The following is a 19,903-nucleotide window of genomic DNA, read 5'->3' as shown; positions in this document are numbered from 1 at the left end:
GGAGCACGCAGAGGGGCTTCGTGACCATCGATCTGGAGTGTTCATGAGCGACTACGATCCGTCCTGGAGCGGCGATTGGGAGGCCGATCCCGCCCACTCCACCATCCGCTTCACGGCCCGCCATGCCATGGTGGCGAAGGTCAGTGGCGCCTTTGACGACATCGAGGTCAAGATCCACGCCGATGCCGAGCGCCCCGAGCTGTCCACCGTGTCGGTGAGGATCGGCGTCGCCAGCGTCAACACCCGGAACGCCCAGCGCGACGAGCACCTGCGCAGCGCGGACTTCTTCGATGTCGAGAAGTACCCGTACATCACCTTCGTCAGCACCTCCATGGAGGAGGTCGACGACCTGGCGTTCATGGTGACCGGTGAGCTGACCATCCGCGACATCACCAAGACGGTGGTGATCCCCGTCGACGTGATCGGCGTGGCCAAGGACCCGTTCGGCGCCGGGACCCGGGCCGGTTTCGCCGGCAAGCGCCGGATGAATCGTCGCGATTTCGGGCTGGAGTGGAACGTCCCGCTCGACACCGGCGGGGTGCTCGTCTCCGAGAAGGTCGACCTCGACTTCGAGATCAGCGCCATCAAGACGGGGCCCTCCACGGGCGCCGGTCAGTGACCACGCCCGGCTGATCACCGAAGGAGGAGACGATGGCCAGCATCGAAGACTTCGAGCCACAGAACATCCGACGCAAGGAATTCAGCGTCCGGATGCGGGGCTACGAGACGACCGAGGTGACCGACTACCTCGCCGATCTCGCGGACCTCATCGAGGACCTGCAGGACGAGAACGCGCGGCTCGTGCAGACCAACCGTGACCTGCGCGCCGAACTCGAGTCGTACGGGGGCAGGCCGCCGGAGGGCACTGCGCCCGCCCCGGCGATGTTCTCCGCGCCCGTGCCGGCCCCGGTCGAGCCGGGAGTCTCGGCCGGTGGGCAGGCCGAGGCGATCCTCACCCGGGCCCAGCAGATGGCCGACCAGCTGATGGCCGATGCCGAGGTCGAGGCACGCCAGCGGGTCGCCGACGCCGCCGACGTCGACCTGGTCGACTACGTACGGACGTACGCCCGGGTCACCCACGACCAGATGAAGGGTGTCCTCGACCAGCTCAACCAGCAGCTGGACCGGCTGCACGACCTGGCCAGCCGCGATGCGCACGGTGCTGCCTGGGACGCCACCCACCAGAGCTGAGCCGTACCTGCCCCCGCCCCTCGGAGCGGGGATCCCGCCCTCCGGGGCGGGCGCCGGGCGGCCTGGCGGGTAGCCTGCCTCGGCTAGACTGACCTGCCGTGGCACTCACCATCGGAATCGTCGGTCTCCCCAATGCGGGCAAGTCAACGCTGTTCAACGCGCTGACCCGTAACAACGTTCTCGCCGCGAACTACCCGTTCGCCACGATCGAGCCGAACGTCGGTGTGGTGGGGGTGCCGGACCCGCGGCTGAAGGTGCTGGCCGAGCTGTACCACTCGGAGCGGATCGTCCCGGCCACGGTGTCCTTCGTCGACATCGCCGGCATCGTCAAGGGCGCCTCCCAGGGCGAGGGGATGGGCAACGCCTTCCTCGCCAACATCCGCGAGGCCGACGCGATCTGCCAGGTCACCCGGGTCTTCGACGATCCCGACGTCACCCACGTCGACGGGGCGGTCGACCCCGGCAACGACATCGACACCATCACCACCGAGCTGATCCTCGCCGACCTGCAGACGATGGAGAAGGCCCTGCCGCGCCTGGAGAAGGAGGCGCGGATCAAGAAGGAGTCGAAGCCCAAGTACGAGGCCTGGCAGCAGGCGTACGAGACGCTGTCGCAGGGCAAGGGGGTGTACGCTGCCGGCCTCGACCTGGAACCGTTGCGCGATCTGTTCCTGCTCACCGCCAAGCCGTTCATCTACGTCTTCAACTGTGACCAGGACGAACTGGCCGATGAGGAGATGAAGGCCAGGATGCGGGCGCTGGTCGCGCCGGCCGAGGCGATCTTCCTCGACGCGAAGTTCGAGTCCGAGCTGGTCGAGATGGACGAGGCCGAGGCGCGCGAGTTCCTCGCCGAGATGGGCGTCGAGGAGCCCGGTCTGGATGTGCTGGCCCGGGTCGGCTTCGCCACCCTCGGCCTGCAGTCCTACCTCACCGCCGGCCCCAAGGAGGCCCGGGCCTGGACGATCCACCAGGGCTGGACCGCGCCGCAGGCCGCCGGGGTGATCCACACCGACTTCGAGAAGGGCTTCATCAAGGCCCAGATCGTCTCCTTCGACGACCTGGTCGAGGCGGGCTCGGAGGCCGAAGCCAAGGCCCGTGGCAAGCTGCGCCTGGAGGGCAAGGACTACGTGATGCAAGACGGCGACGTGGTCGAGTTCCGCTTTAACGTCTAGCGTTATTGACGCGTTACGTTATATGCTGGTTCTGTGATCAGATCGTTTGCTGACCGTGACACCGAGCGAGTGTGGCGTCGCGAGCCGGTGAAGCGACTTGATCCGCGAATCCACAAGACAGCGAACAGGAAGCTGCACCTCTTGGACGCTGCCACGGTGCTGGACGCGCTGCGGGTGCCACCAGGCAATCGCCTCGAAGTGCTCAAGGGTGACCGGGCTGGCCAGCACAGCATCCGCATCAACGATCAGTGGCGGATCTGCTTCCGCTGGACGGATGCCGGCGCTGAAGACGTCGAGATCGTCGACTACCACTGAGGAGGAATGATGCCCGAGAAGCTCTACCCGCCGATCCACCCGGGTGAGGTCCTCATGGAGGACTTCATCGAGGGGTTCGGCATCACGCAGAACAAGCTCGCCGTCTCCATCGGCGTACCGCCGCGGCGCATCAACGAGATCGTGCATGGCAAGCGCGCGATCACGGCTGACACTGCGCTGCGCCTGGGGCGGTACTTCGGGGTCGACCCGCAGTTCTGGCTCAACCTGCAGACACGGTACGAACTTGAGGTCGCGAACGACCACATCGCTGATCAGGTCGCTGCAATTGCACCGCTGAAGACCGCGTGAAGGCACAGGGTGGTCGGTGGTGATGGTGGGAGTCGATGAGTACACCCTGCCCGACCCTGAGCTGCATGTGTACCACCACGGAGTTGGAACCCTCTGTGTCAGAAGGCGTGCGCACGCCGAGCGCGGCTGTCGTCGGCGGAAGCCGCACTCCAGGCCCGGACCAGCAACACCTCGATTTCGACGATCCGGTGAGCCTCGACCTGACAGGGGTCTCGACCCTCGTCCTCGTGTCTGCTGGTCGCGCCGAGGACGATGTCGTGATCGCCCGCCACCGGGCCGTGCTCGAGGCGGCCATGCGTGACGGCGTGGAGCACGTCGTCTACACCAGCCTGACCAGCGCCGGGGATCACCTCGCGCACGCGGTGGCCCACCGCGCCACCGAGCGACTCATTCAACAATCCGGCCTGGGCTGGACGATCATGCGCAACGGGCTCTACGCCGAACTGTTCGGCGCGCTGCTCGCCTGGGCCTCTGACGGTGAACTCGAGTCCCCGTTCGGTGACGGCGCGCTGGCGGCTGTCACGCGCGCAGACCTCGCCGCCGCGGCAGCGGTCGTGGCCCGTGATCCCGCCGCGCATGCCGGCCGGATCTACGATTTGGTCGGCGAGCCGGTCACGGCGCTCGACGTGGCCCGTGGCCTCGATGTCAGCCTGCGGAGCCTGAGCGAATACCGGGCCCGACTGAGCGATGCGAATCTGCTGGCCTTCCAGCCGTCGATGCTCGCCTCGATCGCGACCAACATCCGGCACGGCTTCCTGAACGAGACCAGCCCCGACCTGCGGGATCTTCCAGGCCGGCGGCCGGCCGACGGCCTGGAAAGTGTCGTACGAACCGCGGCGTCACTGCGTCCGGCACGGTGACGCGGCGGGCGCGGCGAGGCCGTGGCAGTCGAGGCCCTGCGCGATGAGGCGCCGGTAGTGGGAGATCTTGCTCTCGAGTGCCCGGTCGGCCGCGTCGATTGCCGCGCGCCGTTCGCTGAGCCGGCGTCGATGCCTCTCCAGGAGCGCGATCCTCGACGCGTGACTTGCGGCGCCCTCGCCGAGCATCTGTACGAAGGACATCATCTCGGCCGTGGGCATGCCGGTGTCAGATGGTTCCAGCGTGTCAGGTGGCCCGTCTCGACGAGCATCACGTCACTGCACGAGGCGGTCATGGCCTCCGCGTCCACCCACCGGACTCGGCAGTCCTCGTAGGTATCCAAGGCAGGCCGCGCCTGCTCGCGGACCACCCTCCTGCGGTACGACGGGACCACTGGGCCAAACTATGACGATCACAAACGTCATTACGGTGCGATCTGACTATAATAATCGTCAGTAGGGAGGGGGCACTCATGTCCGGCTACAGGATCGACCGCCAGATCACGGCCTTCGGTGAGCACGTGCGGGGCTGGCGCATGATCCTCGGGTTGACAGCGCAGCAGGTGTCCGAGCGTGCTGACATCACTCGTGACACCCTGCGCAAGATCGAGTCGGGTAACCCGAGTGTCAGTTTCTCCAACGTCGCCCAAGTGCTGCGAGCACTGGGCGTGCTCGACCAGGTCGTTGAGGCAATCGATCCGCTGAACACCGACATCGGCAGGCTGCGCGCCGGCAACCTCTCCAAGAAGCGCGCGCGATGACGGCGATCGATGTTCTCGTCGCGGATGACCGGGAGGCGGGGGCCACCCGGCCGGTCGGCCAGGCTCATTTCACTCGCAATCATGGCCAGATCTCTACTACCTTCCTCTACGACTCGGCCTACCTCGCCGGCGGCGGGATGAACATCGACCCCGCATTGCTCCTGGTGTCCGGTTCGCAGCATCAGCAGGGGCTCATCAGGGCTTTCGGCGACAGTGCTCCTGATCAGTGGGGACGCAATCTCATCGAGAAGGCCGAGCGGACCCGTGCTCGCGAGGAGCACAGGGCGCCGCGCAGACTCGACGACCTCGACTCCCTTCTGGGTGTCAGCGACGACACCCGTCAGGGTGCGTTGCGCTTCCGTCTGCCCGGCCATGACGAGTTCCTGGGCAGGCCTTCGAGCGTGCCACAGCTGACCTCGCTACCGGAGCTCCTGCAGGCCAGCGACGAGCTCGCCTCGGATGCCGACCCGTCCCGTGCGGTCAAGCAGCTCCTGAACACGGGAACGGGCCTGGGCGGTGCCCGGCCGAAGGCCTCTGTGTGCCTCGAGGACGGCAGTCTCGCGATCGCCAAGTTCCCACACTCCAGCGACGGCTGGGACGTGATGGCCTGGGAGGCCACCATGCTCGATCTCCTGGAAGCCGCGGGCATTCGCACGCCACAACGACGGCTCACGCACGTCGGGGAGCGGAGCGTGCTCATCCTGCGACGATTCGACAGAACGGGCACAGGAGCGCGTCTGGGATACATCAGCGCGATGACGGCGACCGGATCCACCGATGGTGAACGCCGTGACTACGCCGACATCGCTGAGGCGATGCGGGACATCTCCCGCTCACCCCGGCGGGATCATCATGAGCTCTATGACCGGATCATCGCCAGCGTCGCGCTTGGAAACACCGATGACCATCTGCGCAATCACGGGTTCCTCGCCGATCACGGCTCCTGGACACTCAGTCCCGCCTTCGACGTGAATCCGACCCCGGACGTGACGCGGACCCGTGCGACCTCGATCGCCGGGGCAGATGCGCAATCCGAGGAGGTTGACGGACTTCTGGCGCTCGCCCAGGACTGCAGCCTGTCTGCGGAGGCAGCCCGAGAGCGGCTGAGGTACGTAGCGTCCGCCCTGGCGAATTGGCAGCACCAGGCCCGGAAGAACAGGATTGCCGAACGCGAGATCACGATGATGGCAGAATCGATCGCGCCACGGCTGGAGGCCGTCGTCGCCGCAGGCACAGCCGCATAGCGACCTCATGTCCCAAACGATATGGCGTCGTGTACGGGGAGGTTGCTCGGCGGTTGCCGGCCTTGAGCGGCTGCTATCATCACTGATAGCAGCTGTCATAGTGTCGAGGAGGTGGCAGCTATGGCGTCCATCATCGTCCGCGGGCTCGACGAGTCCGTGAAGAAGCAGCTCGCCGCCAGGGCAAAAGAGCACGGACGCTCCATGGAGGCTGAGGTCCGTGACATCCTCACCAGGGCCGCGCGCCGACCCAATATCGGAGTGGCCCTGATGCTGGCGGCCCAGGACGTCGGCGGTGTCGACGATCTCCCGGTCCCGGAGCGGGCGGACGTCGCGCGGGCGGCGGACTTCGAGTGATCGCTCTCGACACGAACGTCATATCGGAGGTGTTCCGGACCCGGCCGGAGCCCCAAGTCGTCGCGTGGCTGGAATCCCTCACCGGCGAGGTCGCCATCACCGCCGTCACGCTCGCCGAACTACTGGCAGGTGTGCGGCGACTCCCGGACGGCAGGCGCAAGACCGCACTGGGGCAGGGGATCGACGCTGCGCTACAGCCCTACCGGGAGACCGGTGCGGTCCTCGCTTTTGACGAGGGGGCTGCCGGCCACTACGCCGATATCCTCGTCGCTCGCGAGAGCGCGGGGCTGCCGATCAGCACAGCTGATGCACAGATCGCCGCGATCTGCCGGGCCCACGGCGCCACCTGCGCAACCCGGAACACCAAGGACTTCGCCGGCACCGGGATCGACCTGACCGACCCCTGGGTCGACTGATCGGCTTGCGCGTCACGCCCAGCGACGATCGGGTGACCTTCACGGATGCCGAGTATCGGGGAGAACGATGAGCGGACCCGGCAGTAGCTCTCCTGACCTCCCCGCCGTGGTTCACTGACGCCATGGATGACGACGTCCGGCGTGAACTGGCGCCCACCGGCGTGTTGCGCGCCTCGATCAACCTGGGGAACCCGGTGCTGGCACAGGGCAGTCCGTCGCACCCCTCCGGGGTGACCGTGGACCTGGCCAGGGAGCTCGGCCGGCGGCTGGACGTACCTGTCCAGTTGGTGTGTTTCGACGCGGCGCGCAAGTCCCTGGCTGCCGTGGTCGATGGCGCGGCCGACCTATGCTTCCTGGCGATCGACCCGGCCCGTGCCGAGGTCCTCACCTTCACCGCGGCGTACGCCCTGATCGAGGGGGTGTTCGCCGTGCCGCAGGACTCCTCGATCCGGACACTGAACGACGTGGACCGGCCCGGGGTGCGGATCGGTGTGAAGCAGGGGGCGGCCTATGACCTGTTCCTGTCCCGGAAGTTGCGGTTCGCGGAGGTGGTCCGCGGGGCAGAGGGCACCATGGTCTTCCGCGATCTCGGGCTGGACGTGGCTGCCGGGATCCGCCAACCGATCGCTGCCTTCGTGGCCGCCGACCCGGGCCTGCGCCTGATCGAGCCGCCCTTCATGCAGATCGAGCAGGCGGTCGCGGTGCCGACGGGTCGTACGGCATCCGCGGTGCGGTTCGTACGTTGGTTCGTCGAGGACGTGAAGGTGTCCGGATTCGTCGCCGATGCGCTGCGGCGCTCCGGGCAGGACATCGCGGTCGCACCTGCAGCCGACGGGTGAGCCCCGGTCCTTCAGCGGCGGGAAGACGTCGGAGACCGCCTCACGACGGTTGGGGCGAGCTCGTACCGCTTCCCCGATGGACAAGGGCCCACATGGTGTGACGTACCGGGGCGTCTCCTGTCCCTGAGTGGCCGGCGCCACGACGAGTTGTCGGGGAGTCCGCAGACATCGCAGCAGCACACGACCTTGTGATATATCGCGCGATATCATGGTGACATGACGAATGCAGTTCGGGAGTTGCGGGAGGCTGCGGGCCTCAGCCAGGCTGAGCTGGCGGAGCGGTCCGGAGTCGCACAACCCAACATTGCTGCGTACGAGGCTGGTCGACGGAGGGCCTCGGTGGCGATGCTGGAGCGACTGCGCACGGCGGCTCGCCCGCTGCCGCATGACGCGCTGGCCGCCCATCGCGACGAACTCGTTGTCTTGGCGCACAGCTACGGCCTCAGCAACGTCCGCGTCTTCGGCTCCACCGTACGCGGTACCGACCGTCCGGGCAGCGACCTGGACATCCTGGTGACGCGCTCGCCGGGGACCGGACTGATGGCGCTGGCCGCGTTCGCCGAGCGGGCCAGTGATCTGCTCGGAGTCGAGGTCGATGTGGTGACCGACGGTGGTCTCCGCGCCGATCACGAGATCCTGGCCACGGCCGTTGCCGTATGAACGTGCGGGATGCTGCTGCGTTGCGTGAGATCGTCCGCCTCTGTGACGTCGGAGCGGATCTGGTGGCCCGTGGCCGTGAGTGGTATGTCGGTGACCCCGACAATGTGCCGGGTCTGGCAGCGGAGTCATTGATCATCAAGGTCGGTGAGAACGTCGCTCGTCTGAGCGCCGACACGACGGACCAGCACCCCGAGGTTCCATGGTCGTTGATCAAGCGGATGCGCGACCGACTGGCGCATCACTACGAGGGGACCGATTACGGGGCGGTCTGGGACACGCTCGTGGTCGACCTGCCGACGATCCGTGGCTACCTCGCCGGGGTGGTGGATGAAGCTGGGTGATGTCGGCGGGCTGCCCCCGTGAGGTTACGTGGTTCCGGGACAAGGCCGCTGAACGGATCTGGCACTCGTCGACTGCCACTGACAGTAACCTCATAAAATCGATTCATCCCGGCGAGGTGCTCATGGAGGACTTCATCGAGGGCTTCGGGATCACGCAGAACAAGGTCGCGGCGATCACTCCGCTGCAGATCGCCTGAGCGTGTGCCCACTGTGGCTGACGCACAGTCGTTCACTCAGCGGTGACGCCCGCTGTTCGGACCGCCCTGCCGTGGTTTGGTGGCAGGTGGGCCGGGTGGGCCGCGAGATCAGTTGAGTTCCTGGGCGAGTCCGATGAGAATTCCCTCGGGGCCCCGCAGGTAGCAGAGCCGGTACGCGTCCTCGTATCGGACGACGTCGTCGCTGACGAGTTGTGCGTCGAGCGCGCGGAGCCGGCCGAGGGTCTCATCGATATCGTCCACGGCGAACATGACGCGCAGGTAGCCCAAGGCGTTCACCGGGGCGTTCCGGTGATCGGCGATGACGGATGGCTCGAGGAAGCGGGAGAGTTCGAGCCGGCTGTGGCCGTCCGGCGTGCGCATCATCGCGATCTCGACGCGCTGATCGCCCAGGCCGGTGACGCGACCGGCCCACTCTCCCGCCACCACCGTTCGCCCTTCGAGCTCGAGTCCGAGCTCACGGAAGAACTCGATCGCAGCACCGAGGTCCTCGACGACGATGCCGACGTTGTCCATCCTTACGGTCATGTCGCCCATCCTAAGGAGGCAGCAAACCGGGTGGCCCGGCTCGAATTGCTGGACCGGACGGCATGGCGGCGATCAGGGTGACGGCTGAACTCGCGCCGACACCGGTCGCGCAAGGGGCGGCCGCCGCGCCGCGTAGCGTGCGGATATGCGTTTCACCCGATGGTCGATCAACGACGCTATCTCACTGTCCGTCTACACGTCGGATGCGTGCGGCATCTACGTGCTGGAGTTCGCGGACGGCGAGGAATACGTCGGGCAGACTGTGCACCTGCTCAGCCGCTTCTCTGCGCACAGGCGACGGTGGCCCGGCGAGATCGTCGCAGTGCGATTCAGGGAAGTCGCGCCGGAGCTTCTTGACGACGCGGAACGTGATGTCGTCGCCCTGCTGGTCCGCGACGGTGCCAGGCTCCGCAATGTCGATCTGATCGGGCTTCCACTGCGGTCGCCGGAACTCGACCACTATGTCGACCCGGTCGATGTCGAAGACTGGCTTACCGGCGACAGCGACGCCAGCAACATCGGCGACCGTGGAGTGATCGCAATGCAACGGCAGCGCACGCGCAACAAGTTCGCCGAGCTGGCGGCCCGGCCGGACTACGAGGCCATCCGAGGCGGACTTGCTCGCTACGTGGCTCTGTGCATCCCCTACCCGCATCGTACGGAACGCAAGATTTGGGTGGTCACGAGTCTGCCAACGACTGGCAGGAGTGCGGAGTGGAGACGGCTCGCGGCCATCTCCGTCAGCAACGTCGAGGCGCTCGTCATCGGTGAGGTGACAACGGCTGGCGGTGAACGCGCAGTATGCGGTTTTGCCAATCTCGCCCGACTTGACGCAGTACCGCCGGAGCTCAGCGAGGATCTGAGCTTCCAGGATGGTGAGTACGGCAAGACCGGGGCTGTGACCCAGGTATGGTTCGATGACCTGGAGGCACTTGGCGAGGTCCTGGATGACGAGGCATTACTGGACGCGGCTCGTCGGTTTTCCGTGGGGCTGCTCCGGAAAGGCGGTGGCATGTTCTCGCGGTTCCACGACTACCATCTCGCGGACGACCTCTTCGCCACGATCGAGTGCACCCTTTAGCCCTCGATAATCTCGATGTACTCAACCACGTTCCCATCGGGATGGCGGGCGATCAGCCTGGCCCCGTTCGGGCCCGGCGCCGGGCCCTCCAGCAATGTCCCGCCTGCCCCGGCTATCGCGTCGACGACGGTGCCGATGTCGCGGACGGTCACGGTGGTCGCATGGGTGCGCACCTCGGCCGGTGCTCCCTGAATGATCAGAAACGTCCCCACCGTTGCCAGCCTCATCGTCCCGTAGGTGAACCGGTGGGGGGCGTGGTCGCCGGTCAGTCGCTCGTACAACGGCAGAGCCGCATCCAGGTCGTTCACGTAGACCCGGGCCAGCACCCCGGTGATGTTCCCGCTGTACCGAGTGGTGTCGTTCTGCCCGCTCGATGGCTCGGCGCCGATGGGGGATGCACTGCCGGTCACCGTGATGCCGCCCCTGGTCGGGACGTTGACCGTCAGCAGGCTCGGGCGTCCGACGTGGGCTCCTTGGTGGATCGTGATCCTGCTGCCGCCGCTGGCATAGCCGAGGGCGCGCAGGTAGGCGCCGGTGGATGCGGCGGCCGATCCGGTGGCCGGGTCCTCGGTGATGCGTCCGACCGGAAAGAGGTTGCGTGCCAGAAAATCGTCCGCTCCGGCCTCGTGCAGCACGGTCACGGTCCCGGTCCAACCCTGGGCTTGCATCAGCGCGGCGATGGCCGACGGAGCGAAACGGAATTGGTGGAAGACTCCCGCGTCCTGCAATACCAGGATGGGATGCCAGTTTCCGGCGTACGCTTCGCGCGGCGGGAAACGTTCATCGATATCCGCGGCCTCGAGGCCGAGGAAGTCCAAGAGTTGGGTGAGGACGTCCGGAGCGATGGTGCGGACGCTTGGCTCCACGCTGGTCATCGCGACGTCGATGGCTCCCGAGGACGCGCGGATGGTGGTGATCGGGATGGCGCCGGCGGGGGTGTCGAACACCATCGGCCCCACCCCGTCGCGCTCGGCGAGGGCGACCGCGGTGGCAACCGTGGCATGGCCGCAGAACGGCACTTCGGCGGCGGGCGACCAGTAGCGCACACGGTACCGGCGTTCAGCCCGGTCGCGGTCAGCGACGTCGGGGGCACCCGGGAACACGAACGCTGTCTCCGAGTAGCCGACGTCAGCCGCGATCTGCTGCATGCGGTCGTCCGAGAGCCCCGCGGCGTTGAGGACGACCCCAGCTGGATTCCCACCGTCGGGACTTTCCGCAAACGCGGCGTAGCGCGCGATCTCCGTTCCCACGCCTTCTTCAACTGGCCCATCGGCACACGTATTCCCAAGCAGCCATACCCGGTGGTCACGCCCCCTCCTGGGGGGATCTCGATGGACCTCGGGCGGGCGCATCGGGTCGGATACGGTTGGGCCCGTGGACGAGCTGGGCACCGCGGATCGCATCACCTCGTGGGGTGTTCTGGAGAGGCGCCGTCCGGCTGTCGAGCGGGCTCGGTTTCTCGACCTGCTTGTGAACGGGACGTTGTTGCGCGATCAGCTGCAGCTCAATGACGTGTCGACAGGATGCACCCCTCTGCGGTCGGAGTGGACCGTGAGCGAGGGACTGGCCTGGCTCGACCGGCTGGCCGATCCTCGCGGCGGAGCCCTGGCGCCCGGTCGGGTGGGCCTCTTCGTCTGTCAGGTCTGCGGCGACGTGGATTGCGGCGTCCTCAGTGTCGCGCTGGAGCGATCCCAGGGGGTGGTCCGATGGAGCCGGTTCGGCTGGGAGGGACAAGGCGATGGCATCCAACTGGTCGATGGCGCGGCCGGCGCGAAGACGTTCGAGTTCAGCGAAGCGGCGTACGACACGCTCCTGCGGTCGCTTCGGACGAGGGTGACCGCCAGTGCCCGGGAGATCCCCGCTGCGGGACACCTGTGGTGGAAGGTCGACCCTGAGCTTGTCATGGACCTGTGACGCCGCTCCACGCGATCAGATTCCGACAGGATCGCCGACCTCGTGGTGGTCGGTCACCACCAGCAGTGTTTGCCGACGCGGTGAGCGTGTGCGCATCTCATCGAAGAGCACATGGCCGTGGGGGCTCGGACCAGAGCGATCAAGGAGGGGGCGGCTGTATGAGAGGCCCAGGTGCACTCTACCTGGCCTGGGTGGTGCACGATGTCGAGGAAGCCTTCGCGTTCCCACAGACCTGTGACCACCTGGCGACCCGCACCGGGATCGAGGGGCTGGCTGCGCGTGGATACACGTCAGTCGTGGGCCGGGGTGCACGTCGCGGCGCGGTCCCCGACTGTGAGATCCGCAAATGGTAGTGTCTGAGAACCGCAAAAGGTAGCCTACCTCAACCGCAAATGGTAGCGTACGGCTCCTTCGGCGGTAAGGTGGGCGACGTGGACTACCTGGAACGGACGGTGGATCGTGAGCTCGACGAGTTGCTGCCTGTCGCGCCCGCTATCGCCCTTGATGGGCCCAAGGGCGTAGGAAAGACGGACACTGCTCGTCGCCGCGCCGATGCGGTCTGGTTCTTGGACGACCCTGCGCAGCGAGAGGTTGCTCGGGCCGATTTCGACCTGGCATCGGTTCCGCCCGGCACTGTCCTGCTGGACGAATGGCAGAAGCTCCCGCAGGTATGGGATTCTGTCCGGCGCCAGGTCGACGCGGGTGCGCCCTCAGGCCGGTTTCTCCTCACCGGTTCTGCCACTCCGGTCGATCCGGCAGGTACTCACAGTGGTGCCGGGCGCATCCTGTCTCTGCGCATGCGCCCGATGGGCCTGCATGAACGCGGGATGGTGACCCCGACGGTCTCGTTGTCCGCTGCTCTCGCGGGTGGTGCGGAGCATGTCGGGGGCCAGACGGCGTTCTCCTTGCGCGACTACGCCGATGCGATCGTCGACAGTGGCTTTCCCGGCATCATGGCCACGGCGCCGCGTCTGCGTCGGGCTCTCCTCGACGCCTACCTGCAGCGCGTCATCGATCGGGACCTGCCCGAGCGGGGGTACGACGTGCGCCGACCGGCGACGCTCAGGTCGTGGCTCGCGGCGTACGCGGCTGCGTCGTCGACGACGACCGCCTACTCACGGCTGCTCGATGCGACGACCGGCGGAGATTCGAATCAGCCAGCGAAGACGACAACGATCGCCTATCGCGATCACCTCAGCCAGCTCTGGTTGCTCGATCCGGTGCCCGGATGGACACCTGCGAACAATCCCATCCGTCGATTGCAGCAGGCCCCGAAGCATCAGCTTGCCGACCCTGCGTTGGCGGCGCGCCTCCTCGGCCTGTCCGCGGCGTCGTTGCTCGGGACTGCCGGCGCGCATATGGCGGGTCCGCTCTTCGAATCGCTCGTGACCCTGGGGGTCCGAGTCCTGGCCCAGGCCGCAGAAGCGTCGGTGAGCCACCTTCGCCTCACCGGTGGAGATCGAGAGGTCGACCTCATCGTCCAGGGCGTCGATGGTCAGATCCTCGGCATCGAAGTGAAACTGGCTCCAGAGGTGACCACCTCCGACGTCCGGCATCTGGTGTGGCTCCGCGATCAGATTCCCGACAGGATGGCCGACCTCATGGTGGTCACCACCGGCACGACGGCGTACCGACGGCCGGACGGCATCGCCGTGGTGCCGCTGGCTCTGCTCGGTCCGTGAGCGGCGAGGAGCGGGTCGACTACTCCGATGTGGCCGGTCCGCCGGGTGAACTGGGAAGCGTGTTGACGGCGCGGATGAGCCGGTGGAGGGAGCCCACCTGGCGCGGATCATAGGTCATCAGGAGCCGAGGCAGGTCGACACGATCGTTGTCGCCCGCCTCCTGCGCGAGCGGAGCGGAGCGTACGATGCGGCCCTTGGTCAGCAGGTGTCCGAACCGATCATTGAGGTCGTCGACCTCGGCGGGGGTCGGCTCCGCGCGCAGACGCAACACCAGCCGGCGTCCGACCCAGCGCAGCGAGTCGTAGTTGCGCCAGAAGCCGGTGATCTCGTCGGCTGCCGCGGGCACCGAGTCGGTCACCAGGACCCGGTCGAAGTCGTCGGCGGAGATGACTCCGGCCGGGATCATCGCCTCGCGGGCGAACCGTCGCAGCCCTGCCCAGAACGTTCCATCGGGACTGTCCAGCAGGACGATGGGAGCCGGTTCCGCCTTGCCGGTCTGTTGCAGGGTCAGCACCTCGAACATCTCATCGAGCGTGCCGAACCCTCCCGGCACGAAGACGAACCCGCGGGATTCCTTGACCAGCATGAGCTTGCGGGTGAAGAAATACTTCATCGCCACGTGATTGCCGGATTCGACGGTCGCCGCACTGGGACTCTCCTCGAACGGCAGCCGGATCGAGACGCCGAGGGAACGCTCACGGCCAGCGCCCTCGGCCGCGGCCTGCATGATCCCCGGCCCCGCCCCGGTCACCACCATCCATCCGCGTCGCGACAGTGTCGTCGCGGTGTCCGCGGCCGCGCGATACAACAGGGTGTCCGGCCGGGTCCGGGCCGAGCCGAAGATGGTGACCTTCGGCACCCCCTGGTACGGGGCGAAGAGCCGGAACGCGGCGCGCATCTCGGTGAGTGCCGCGGAGGCGATCTTCAGGTCGAGCCGCGTCGGCGCATCGGTGCCCAGGCCGAGGCCGGTCTCGAGGATGCGGGCGACGAGGTCGGCGTTCGCGGTGATTCCCGCCTCGGTCACGAGTCGCGTCGCGGTCTCGGCCGCCTGATCGGGAATCGACGCCTGATCGGAAATCAAGGATCTGTCCACCATGTCTCCAGCCTCGCACGGAAGGCTGAGCCTGGGCGTGGCGCTGACGGCCGGTGGTCTCACTGCGGCGCAGGGAGGCCGAGCGAGGTCATCAGCGCCACGACGTCCCGGCGCGCCTGGGCGGAGTCCTGCGCAGTCACCACGAGACCGTACGCGGCCCGCAGGGCCCGGAACAGGTCGTCGACGTCGACATCGGAGTCGACGGATCCGGCGCGACGGGCGTCGTCCAACAGCGGCGTGATGATGCCGGCGAGGCGGTCGGCAGACTGCTCGGCGGTCGCCGTACGATCCGCCTCCACCGCGGTCTCGACGAAGGCCACGTCGGTGAGGATGAGCGTCACCAGCTCGCGCCACACCCGGTCGAACACCTCGGGTCCGCCGGAGGCGGCGGTGCGTTCGATCCGGGTCAGGTTCTCGTCGAACACCGCCAGGGCCAGATCCATCCGAGTGGGGAAATGCCGATAGAGCACGCCCTGCCCGACGCCGGCGTCCCGGGCGATCGCCGTGAGTGGGACCCGGAACCCCTGGGCGGCGAAGAGGCGACGGGCCGACCGCAGGATCGCCGTACGGTTCTCCGCTGCTGCCGCCGGACCCCGGTTCGCCTTCGGTCGCCGCTGTTCCATTACGTCGACTATACTCATCCGGACAGCATCGTCCGGTAGTGACGGACCGATCGGGAACAGGGTGGTTCGACGATGTCAGAGATGTCAGGCACAGGGGATGAGACCTACGACGTGGTGGTCGTCGGCAGTGGTGCGGCCGCCTTCGCCACGGCGCTGGGAGCCGTCGACGAGGGCCTCAGCGTGATCATGGTGGAAAGCACCGATCGGTGGGGCGGCTCCACCGCGATGTCGGGTGGCGGCCTGTGGCTCCCCGACAATCCGCTGATGCGCCGTCAGGGGGCGGCGGACTCCCGCGAGGAGGCCCTCGACTACCTGCGACGGACGGTCGGGGAGCCCGGCCCGGCGTCCTCGCCGGAGCGGCTCGAGGCGTTCGTGGGCGGCGTGGAGGACTTCGTCCTCACCGCCGAGCGGCACGGCATGGAGTTCCTCCGCGACCCCGACTACCCGGACTACTATCCGGAACTGCCCGGCGGGAAGATCGGGCGCGCCATCGAGGGGCAGAACTTCGATCTCAAGCGGCTGGGGGAGTGGGCCACGACGCAGCGGGACCCGATCCCCCTGCCGGTGCGGACGAATGACGTGTGGCTGTTGGGCCGGGCCTGGTCCACTCCCGGTGGATTCGTCCGCGGCGCGCAGTTCGTGTTCCGCGCCCTCGGCGGTCTGGTACGCGGCAAGCGCCTGGTCGGCCTGGGCGGCGCGCTGGCGGCCCAGTTCGCCCACGCGGTCCTTGTCCGCGGCGGTGTCCCGTTGCTGCTCGGCACGCCGGCTGAGGCGCTCGTCACCGAGGGCGACCGGGTGGTCGGCGTCCGGGTCGGTGCACCAGGCGGGGAGAAGGTGCTGCGCGCCCGTCGCGGCGTGATGCTGGCGGCTGGCGGCTTCGAGCACAACCGGGAGTGGCGACGCCGCTACGAGGGGATCGACGGCTATCCGTCGGGCAATCCGGGCAACCTCGGCGACGCGATCGCGATGGCGCAGGACCTCGGGGCGGCGGTCGACTACATGGAGGACGCCTGGTGGGGAGCCTCGCTGGCGCCGGTCGAGGGCGGCACCCCGTCCTTCCTGGTCGGTGAACGGTCGATGCCGTACGGCCTGATGGTGGACGCCAGGGGGCAGCGGTTCGCCAACGAGTCGGAGTCGTACGTCGACCTGGGGCACCACATGCTCGCCCACGACAGGGACGGCGACTACTGGTTCATCACCGAGGCCCGCCACTCCCGGCGCTACTTCAGCACCTTCTCGATCATCCCGGGCCTGACCAAGGCGATGGCGGCGCAGGGTCTGCTGTTCAGGGCGGGGTCACTGGACGCCCTCGCGGGCCGGATCGGCGTGGACCCGGCCGTGCTGCGGGGGACCGTCGAGCGGTTCAACGGCTTCGCCCGCACCGGGCGGGACCAGGACTTCCATCGTGGGGACTCTGCCTACGACCGCTACTACGGTGACCCCACCGTACGGCCGAACCCCTGCCTCGGACCGCTGGAGAAGGGCCCGTTCACCGCGTACAAGGTGGTCATCGGCGACCTCGGCACCAAGGGCGGTGTGGTCACCGACGCCGACGCCCGGGTACTGCGGGCCGACGGCTCGGTGATCGCGGGTCTCTACGCCGCCGGCAACACCACCGCGTCGGTGATGGGCCACACCTATCCCGGTCCCGGATCCACCATCGGCCCGGCCTCGGTGTTCGGTCTGCGGGGCGCCCGCCGGATGGCGAAGGAGGCCGCGATCGGCTGATGCCGCGCGGCCTGGGCTTCCGTCGCGAACTAGCCTGTCGGATGTGAACGAGGTCACCGATCACATCTCCGTTCGCGGCGCCCGGGTGCACAACCTCAAGGGCATCGACGTCGACATCCCGCTGCGGGAGCTCGTCGGGATCGCCGGCGTCTCCGGCTCGGGTAAGTCGTCGCTGGCCCTCGGGGTGCTCTACGCCGAGGGATCGCGCCGTTACATCGAGGCGCTGTCCACCTACACCCGCCGCCGGATGGCGCACGCCCCGCGGGCCGCAGTCGACTCGGTGCAGCATGTGCCCGCGGCCCTCGCGCTGCGCCAACGCCCGGGAGTGCCCGGGGTCCGCTCCACCTTCGGCACCTCGACCGAGCTGCTCAACGTGCTGCGGCTGATGTTCTCCCGGCTCGCCTCCCACCGGTGCCCCAACGGCCACCGGATCGGGCCGACCATCGACGTCGCGGCCGAGATCCCGATCCGCTGCCCGGTGTGCGGGGCCGCCGTCACCCCACCGGGCGCCGAGGCGCTCGCCTTCAACTCCGGCGGGGCCTGCCCGACCTGTGCCGGCACCGGCGTCGTCCGGGCCGTCGACGAGGCGACCCTGGTGCCGGACGGCTCGAAGTCCATCGACCAGGGCGCGGTGGCCTCCTGGCAGATGATCGGTTTCAAGGTGATGCCCCAGGTCGTCGCCGAGTTCGGGGTCCGCACCGAGGTGCCGTTCGACAAGCTCACCGCCGCGGAGCGCGACATCGTCCTGCACGGGCCCGAGGAGAAGCGGCACATCAGCGTCACCACCAAGACCGGCCGCTTCGTGGAACTGGACTTCACCTTCCGCAACGCCCGACTCACCGTCGAGGAGGCGCTGCGGACCGCGAAGGACGAACGCGCCGTGCAGCGGATCGCCAAGTTCCTCACCACCGGCACCTGCCCCGACTGCCACGGCAGCCGACTGTCGGAGGCGGCCCGCACCCCACGGATCGGTGACCTCGGCCTGGCCGATGTCACCGCGCTGACCCTCGACGACGTCGTCGCCTGGGCGCCGACGGTCCGTGGCACGCTCCCGGCGGAGATGCTGCCGATGGCCGACGCGCTGGTAGACACCCTGCTCGGGATGGCCCGCCGGCTCATCCAGCTCGGGCTGGGCTACCTCACCCTGGACCGAGCAGGGGCGACGCTCTCCACCGGAGAGCTGCAGCGGGTCCAACTCGCCCGGGCCGTCCGCAACGAGACCACCGGCGTGCTGTACGTGCTGGACGAGCCCTCGATCGGGCTGCACCCGGCCAACGTCGACGGCCTGCTCGGGGTGATGCGTGACCTGCTCACCGACGGCAACTCCGTCGTCTTCGTCGACCACGACGTCCAGATCCTCCGCGAGGCCACCTGGCTGGTGGAGATCGGGCCGGGCTCGGGTACCGAGGGCGGCACCGTGCTCGCCCAGGGCCCGGTCGCCGCGGTGCAGCGGGACCCGGCGTCGCTGCTCGGCGGATTCCTGACCGGCGACCAGCCGGTGGTCGTCCGGGAACGGGTCACCGCGGCGGAGATGTTCTCGATCGGCCGGATCCGTCTGGAGACCGCCGCGATCCACACCGTCCGGCCGCTCCGGGTCGACATCCCCCGGGGCCGGCTGGTCGCCGTCACCGGCGTGTCCGGGTCGGGCAAGACCACCTTTGTGCTGGACTCGCTGGTGCCGGCCCTGGTCGCCCTCGCCGGGCGATCCGGCAACGGGAGATCCGGGCGGACCGGCCGGGTCCCCGGTCACGTCCGGACGATCGAGGCGGACGGGATCACCCGGGTGCACACCGTCGACGCGACGCCGATCGGGGTGAACGTACGCTCCACCGTCGCCACCTACTCCGGCGTCTACGACGACCTGCGCAAGGCGTACGCCGCCACCGACGACGCGACCCGGCTCGGGCTGACCGCCTCGGACTTCTCCTACAACACCGGGTCGCTGGCCTGCCCACGCTGCGAGGGCACCGGGCAGGTCTCCCTCGACGTGCAGTTCCTGCCCGACATCGACATCCCATGCCCCGACTGCGGTGGCAGCCGCTACGCCCCGCGGGCCCTCGAGATCCGCCGCGGTGGCATCGCGCTGCCCGAGCTGCTCGGCCACACCGTACGGGAAGCCCTCGGCGTGGTCGGCGACCTCCCGGCGGTGCGCCGCAGGCTCAGCGCCCTGGACGACCTCGGCCTCGGCTACCTGACGCTGGGGGAGGACACCCCGGCGCTGTCCGGCGGGGAGGCACAACGGCTCAAGCTGGCCACCGAGCTGCACCGCGACCAGTCCGGCGCGGTCTTCGTCCTGGACGAACCCAGTGTGGGACTGCACCCACTCGACGTCCGTACGCTGCTCGACGTCCTGCAGCGACTCACCGACCGAGGGGCCAGCGTCATCGTGATCGAGCACGACCTGGATCTGATCGCCAACGCCGACCAGGTGATCGACATGGGGCCCGGCGGCGGCGCGGCCGGCGGCCGGATCATCGCCGTCGGCACCCCCGACGAGATCGCCCGGGCCGACGCCAGCACCACCGGCCGGTACCTGGCCCGGCACCTCGGCCGGTAGGGTCGTCCGGCGTGACCGAGCAC

Annotated in this window: 25 protein-coding genes; 20 read left to right on the top strand and 5 right to left on the bottom strand. The window is 68.2% G+C overall.

The genetic code is table 11. The annotated features are described in order from the left end of the window. Positions 1 to 43: 43 nt before the first annotated feature. The 6 genes from R0145_RS12425 (at position 44) to R0145_RS12400 (ending at position 3,847) form a co-directional block, all read left to right on the top strand. Positions 44 to 619, top strand: coding sequence for a YceI family protein (locus R0145_RS12425; protein ID WP_317837169.1), 576 nt, complete (start codon positions 44 to 46; stop codon positions 617 to 619). Positions 620 to 651: 32 nt separating this feature from the next. After that, complete coding sequence (locus R0145_RS12420) at positions 652 to 1,191, top strand: DivIVA domain-containing protein (RefSeq protein WP_317837168.1); 540 nt, start codon at positions 652 to 654, stop codon at positions 1,189 to 1,191. A 98-nt stretch (positions 1,192 to 1,289) separates the two neighbouring features. Then, on the top strand, positions 1,290 to 2,363 hold the full coding sequence (gene ychF, locus R0145_RS12415; protein WP_317837166.1) for a redox-regulated ATPase YchF: 1,074 nt from the start codon (positions 1,290 to 1,292) through the stop codon (positions 2,361 to 2,363). 33 nt (positions 2,364 to 2,396) lie between these two features. Further along, positions 2,397 to 2,678, top strand: coding sequence for a type II toxin-antitoxin system RelE/ParE family toxin (locus tag R0145_RS12410; RefSeq protein WP_317837164.1), 282 nt, complete (start codon positions 2,397 to 2,399; stop codon positions 2,676 to 2,678). Between the two features lie 9 nt (positions 2,679 to 2,687). Beyond that, entirely contained in the window at positions 2,688 to 2,987 is a 300-nt protein-coding gene (locus R0145_RS12405; RefSeq protein ID WP_317837163.1) for a HigA family addiction module antitoxin, read from the top strand. Positions 2,988 to 3,094: 107 nt separating this feature from the next. Continuing rightward, positions 3,095 to 3,847, top strand: coding sequence for an NAD(P)H-binding protein (locus tag R0145_RS12400; RefSeq protein ID WP_317837162.1), 753 nt, complete (start codon positions 3,095 to 3,097; stop codon positions 3,845 to 3,847). On the opposite strand, the gene R0145_RS12395 is transcribed toward R0145_RS12400, so the two are convergent. Beyond that, entirely contained in the window at positions 3,827 to 4,066 is a 240-nt protein-coding gene (locus tag R0145_RS12395) for a hypothetical protein (RefSeq protein WP_317837161.1), read from the bottom strand. The two genes, R0145_RS12400 and R0145_RS12395, sit on opposite strands and share 21 nt — an antisense overlap. A 251-nt stretch (positions 4,067 to 4,317) precedes the next feature. On the opposite strand from R0145_RS12395, the gene R0145_RS12390 reads away from it, so the two are divergent. From R0145_RS12390 to R0145_RS12355, 8 genes are all read left to right on the top strand, one after another. After that, positions 4,318 to 4,605, top strand: coding sequence for a helix-turn-helix domain-containing protein (locus tag R0145_RS12390; protein WP_317837160.1), 288 nt, complete (start codon positions 4,318 to 4,320; stop codon positions 4,603 to 4,605). Further along, complete coding sequence (locus R0145_RS12385; RefSeq protein ID WP_317837159.1) at positions 4,602 to 5,849, top strand: type II toxin-antitoxin system HipA family toxin; 1,248 nt, start codon at positions 4,602 to 4,604, stop codon at positions 5,847 to 5,849. The genes R0145_RS12390 and R0145_RS12385 overlap by 4 nt, the downstream gene beginning before the upstream one ends. A gap of 120 nt (positions 5,850 to 5,969) precedes the next feature. Beyond that, complete coding sequence (locus tag R0145_RS12380; RefSeq protein WP_317837157.1) at positions 5,970 to 6,203, top strand: FitA-like ribbon-helix-helix domain-containing protein; 234 nt, start codon at positions 5,970 to 5,972, stop codon at positions 6,201 to 6,203. Further along, positions 6,200 to 6,619 (top strand): type II toxin-antitoxin system VapC family toxin, encoded by a 420-nt coding sequence (locus R0145_RS12375; RefSeq protein WP_317837155.1) that lies wholly within the window; start codon positions 6,200 to 6,202, stop codon positions 6,617 to 6,619. Before R0145_RS12380 ends, R0145_RS12375 begins: the two co-directional genes overlap by 4 nt. Before the next feature lie 122 nt (positions 6,620 to 6,741). After that, a complete protein-coding gene (locus R0145_RS12370; RefSeq protein WP_317837153.1) occupies positions 6,742 to 7,458 on the top strand; it encodes a transporter substrate-binding domain-containing protein in 717 nt (238 codons plus the stop codon). A gap of 216 nt (positions 7,459 to 7,674) precedes the next feature. Then, positions 7,675 to 8,118 (top strand): helix-turn-helix domain-containing protein, encoded by a 444-nt coding sequence (locus R0145_RS12365; protein ID WP_317837151.1) that lies wholly within the window; start codon positions 7,675 to 7,677, stop codon positions 8,116 to 8,118. A 20-nt stretch (positions 8,119 to 8,138) separates the two neighbouring features. Further along, complete coding sequence (locus R0145_RS12360) at positions 8,139 to 8,459, top strand: DUF86 domain-containing protein (RefSeq protein WP_317837150.1); 321 nt, start codon at positions 8,139 to 8,141, stop codon at positions 8,457 to 8,459. Then, entirely contained in the window at positions 8,459 to 8,656 is a 198-nt protein-coding gene (locus R0145_RS12355; protein ID WP_317837149.1) for a hypothetical protein, read from the top strand. The genes R0145_RS12360 and R0145_RS12355 overlap by 1 nt, the downstream gene beginning before the upstream one ends. 108 nt (positions 8,657 to 8,764) lie before the next feature. Here the strand turns inward: R0145_RS12355 and R0145_RS12350 are convergent, their stop codons facing one another. Further along, positions 8,765 to 9,211, bottom strand: a complete 447-nt coding sequence (locus tag R0145_RS12350; protein WP_317837148.1) for a VOC family protein — start codon at positions 9,209 to 9,211, stop codon at positions 8,765 to 8,767. Between the two features lie 136 nt (positions 9,212 to 9,347). Here R0145_RS12350 and R0145_RS12345 point away from each other — a divergent pair, with 136 nt between their 5' ends. Then, positions 9,348 to 10,283: a GIY-YIG nuclease family protein gene (locus tag R0145_RS12345; RefSeq protein ID WP_317837146.1), complete on the top strand. Its 936-nt coding sequence runs from the start codon at positions 9,348 to 9,350 to the stop codon at positions 10,281 to 10,283. Here R0145_RS12345 and R0145_RS12340 read toward each other — a convergent pair. After that, positions 10,280 to 11,533 carry a PhzF family phenazine biosynthesis isomerase gene (locus R0145_RS12340; protein WP_317837144.1) on the bottom strand — a complete coding sequence of 418 codons (1,254 nt, stop codon included), beginning with the start codon at positions 11,531 to 11,533 and terminating at the stop codon, positions 10,280 to 10,282. The genes R0145_RS12345 and R0145_RS12340 overlap by 4 nt on opposite strands. A 301-nt stretch (positions 11,534 to 11,834) precedes the next feature. Between R0145_RS12340 and R0145_RS12335 the strand changes: the two genes are divergently transcribed. The 3 genes from R0145_RS12335 to R0145_RS12325 all read left to right on the top strand — a co-directional run bounded on the left by R0145_RS12335 (position 11,835) and on the right by R0145_RS12325 (position 13,879). Next, positions 11,835 to 12,197, top strand: a complete 363-nt coding sequence (locus R0145_RS12335; protein WP_317837142.1) for a hypothetical protein — start codon at positions 11,835 to 11,837, stop codon at positions 12,195 to 12,197. 158 nt (positions 12,198 to 12,355) lie between these two features. Next, on the top strand, positions 12,356 to 12,550 hold the full coding sequence (locus R0145_RS12330; protein ID WP_317837140.1) for a hypothetical protein: 195 nt from the start codon (positions 12,356 to 12,358) through the stop codon (positions 12,548 to 12,550). Positions 12,551 to 12,628: 78 nt separating this feature from the next. Then, positions 12,629 to 13,879 (top strand): ATP-binding protein, encoded by a 1,251-nt coding sequence (locus tag R0145_RS12325; protein WP_317837138.1) that lies wholly within the window; start codon positions 12,629 to 12,631, stop codon positions 13,877 to 13,879. Positions 13,880 to 13,898: 19 nt separating this feature from the next. Here the strand turns inward: R0145_RS12325 and R0145_RS12320 are convergent, their stop codons facing one another. Further along, positions 13,899 to 14,975: a TIGR00730 family Rossman fold protein gene (locus tag R0145_RS12320; protein ID WP_317837136.1), complete on the bottom strand. Its 1,077-nt coding sequence runs from the start codon at positions 14,973 to 14,975 to the stop codon at positions 13,899 to 13,901. A gap of 56 nt (positions 14,976 to 15,031) precedes the next feature. Next, a complete protein-coding gene (locus tag R0145_RS12315) occupies positions 15,032 to 15,595 on the bottom strand; it encodes a helix-turn-helix domain-containing protein (protein WP_317837134.1) in 564 nt (187 codons plus the stop codon). Positions 15,596 to 15,676: 81 nt separating this feature from the next. Between R0145_RS12315 and R0145_RS12310 the strand changes: the two genes are divergently transcribed. Continuing rightward, entirely contained in the window at positions 15,677 to 17,323 is a 1,647-nt protein-coding gene (locus R0145_RS12310; RefSeq protein ID WP_317837132.1) for an FAD-binding protein, read from the top strand. Between the two features lie 43 nt (positions 17,324 to 17,366). Then, positions 17,367 to 19,880, top strand: coding sequence for an AAA family ATPase (locus R0145_RS12305; RefSeq protein ID WP_317837130.1), 2,514 nt, complete (start codon positions 17,367 to 17,369; stop codon positions 19,878 to 19,880). Positions 19,881 to 19,903: the final 23 nt, after the last annotated feature.

The organism is Raineyella sp. W15-4 (assembly GCF_033170155.1).
Classification (GTDB): Bacteria; Actinomycetota; Actinomycetes; order Propionibacteriales; family Propionibacteriaceae; genus Raineyella.
This window is presented reverse-complemented; position numbering and strand designations above follow the sequence as displayed.

Coding starts and splice junctions, on each gene's coding strand:
- R0145_RS12425 (WP_317837169.1), top strand. CDS start 44: ATGAGCGACTACGATCCGTCCTGGAGCGGCGATTGGGAGGCCGATCCC.
- R0145_RS12420 (WP_317837168.1), top strand. CDS start 652: ATGGCCAGCATCGAAGACTTCGAGCCACAGAACATCCGACGCAAGGAA.
- R0145_RS12405 (WP_317837163.1), top strand. CDS start 2,688: ATGCCCGAGAAGCTCTACCCGCCGATCCACCCGGGTGAGGTCCTCATG.
- R0145_RS12395 (WP_317837161.1), bottom strand. CDS start 4,066: ATGCCCACGGCCGAGATGATGTCCTTCGTACAGATGCTCGGCGAGGGC.
- R0145_RS12390 (WP_317837160.1), top strand. CDS start 4,318: ATGTCCGGCTACAGGATCGACCGCCAGATCACGGCCTTCGGTGAGCAC.
- R0145_RS12385 (WP_317837159.1), top strand. CDS start 4,602: ATGACGGCGATCGATGTTCTCGTCGCGGATGACCGGGAGGCGGGGGCC.
- R0145_RS12380 (WP_317837157.1), top strand. CDS start 5,970: ATGGCGTCCATCATCGTCCGCGGGCTCGACGAGTCCGTGAAGAAGCAG.
- R0145_RS12370 (WP_317837153.1), top strand. CDS start 6,742: ATGGATGACGACGTCCGGCGTGAACTGGCGCCCACCGGCGTGTTGCGC.
- R0145_RS12365 (WP_317837151.1), top strand. CDS start 7,675: ATGACGAATGCAGTTCGGGAGTTGCGGGAGGCTGCGGGCCTCAGCCAG.
- R0145_RS12355 (WP_317837149.1), top strand. CDS start 8,459: ATGTCGGCGGGCTGCCCCCGTGAGGTTACGTGGTTCCGGGACAAGGCC.
- R0145_RS12350 (WP_317837148.1), bottom strand. CDS start 9,211: ATGGGCGACATGACCGTAAGGATGGACAACGTCGGCATCGTCGTCGAG.
- R0145_RS12345 (WP_317837146.1), top strand. CDS start 9,348: ATGCGTTTCACCCGATGGTCGATCAACGACGCTATCTCACTGTCCGTC.
- R0145_RS12330 (WP_317837140.1), top strand. CDS start 12,356: ATGAGAGGCCCAGGTGCACTCTACCTGGCCTGGGTGGTGCACGATGTC.
- R0145_RS12320 (WP_317837136.1), bottom strand. CDS start 14,975: ATGGTGGACAGATCCTTGATTTCCGATCAGGCGTCGATTCCCGATCAG.
- R0145_RS12315 (WP_317837134.1), bottom strand. CDS start 15,595: ATGGAACAGCGGCGACCGAAGGCGAACCGGGGTCCGGCGGCAGCAGCG.
- R0145_RS12310 (WP_317837132.1), top strand. CDS start 15,677: ATGTCAGGCACAGGGGATGAGACCTACGACGTGGTGGTCGTCGGCAGT.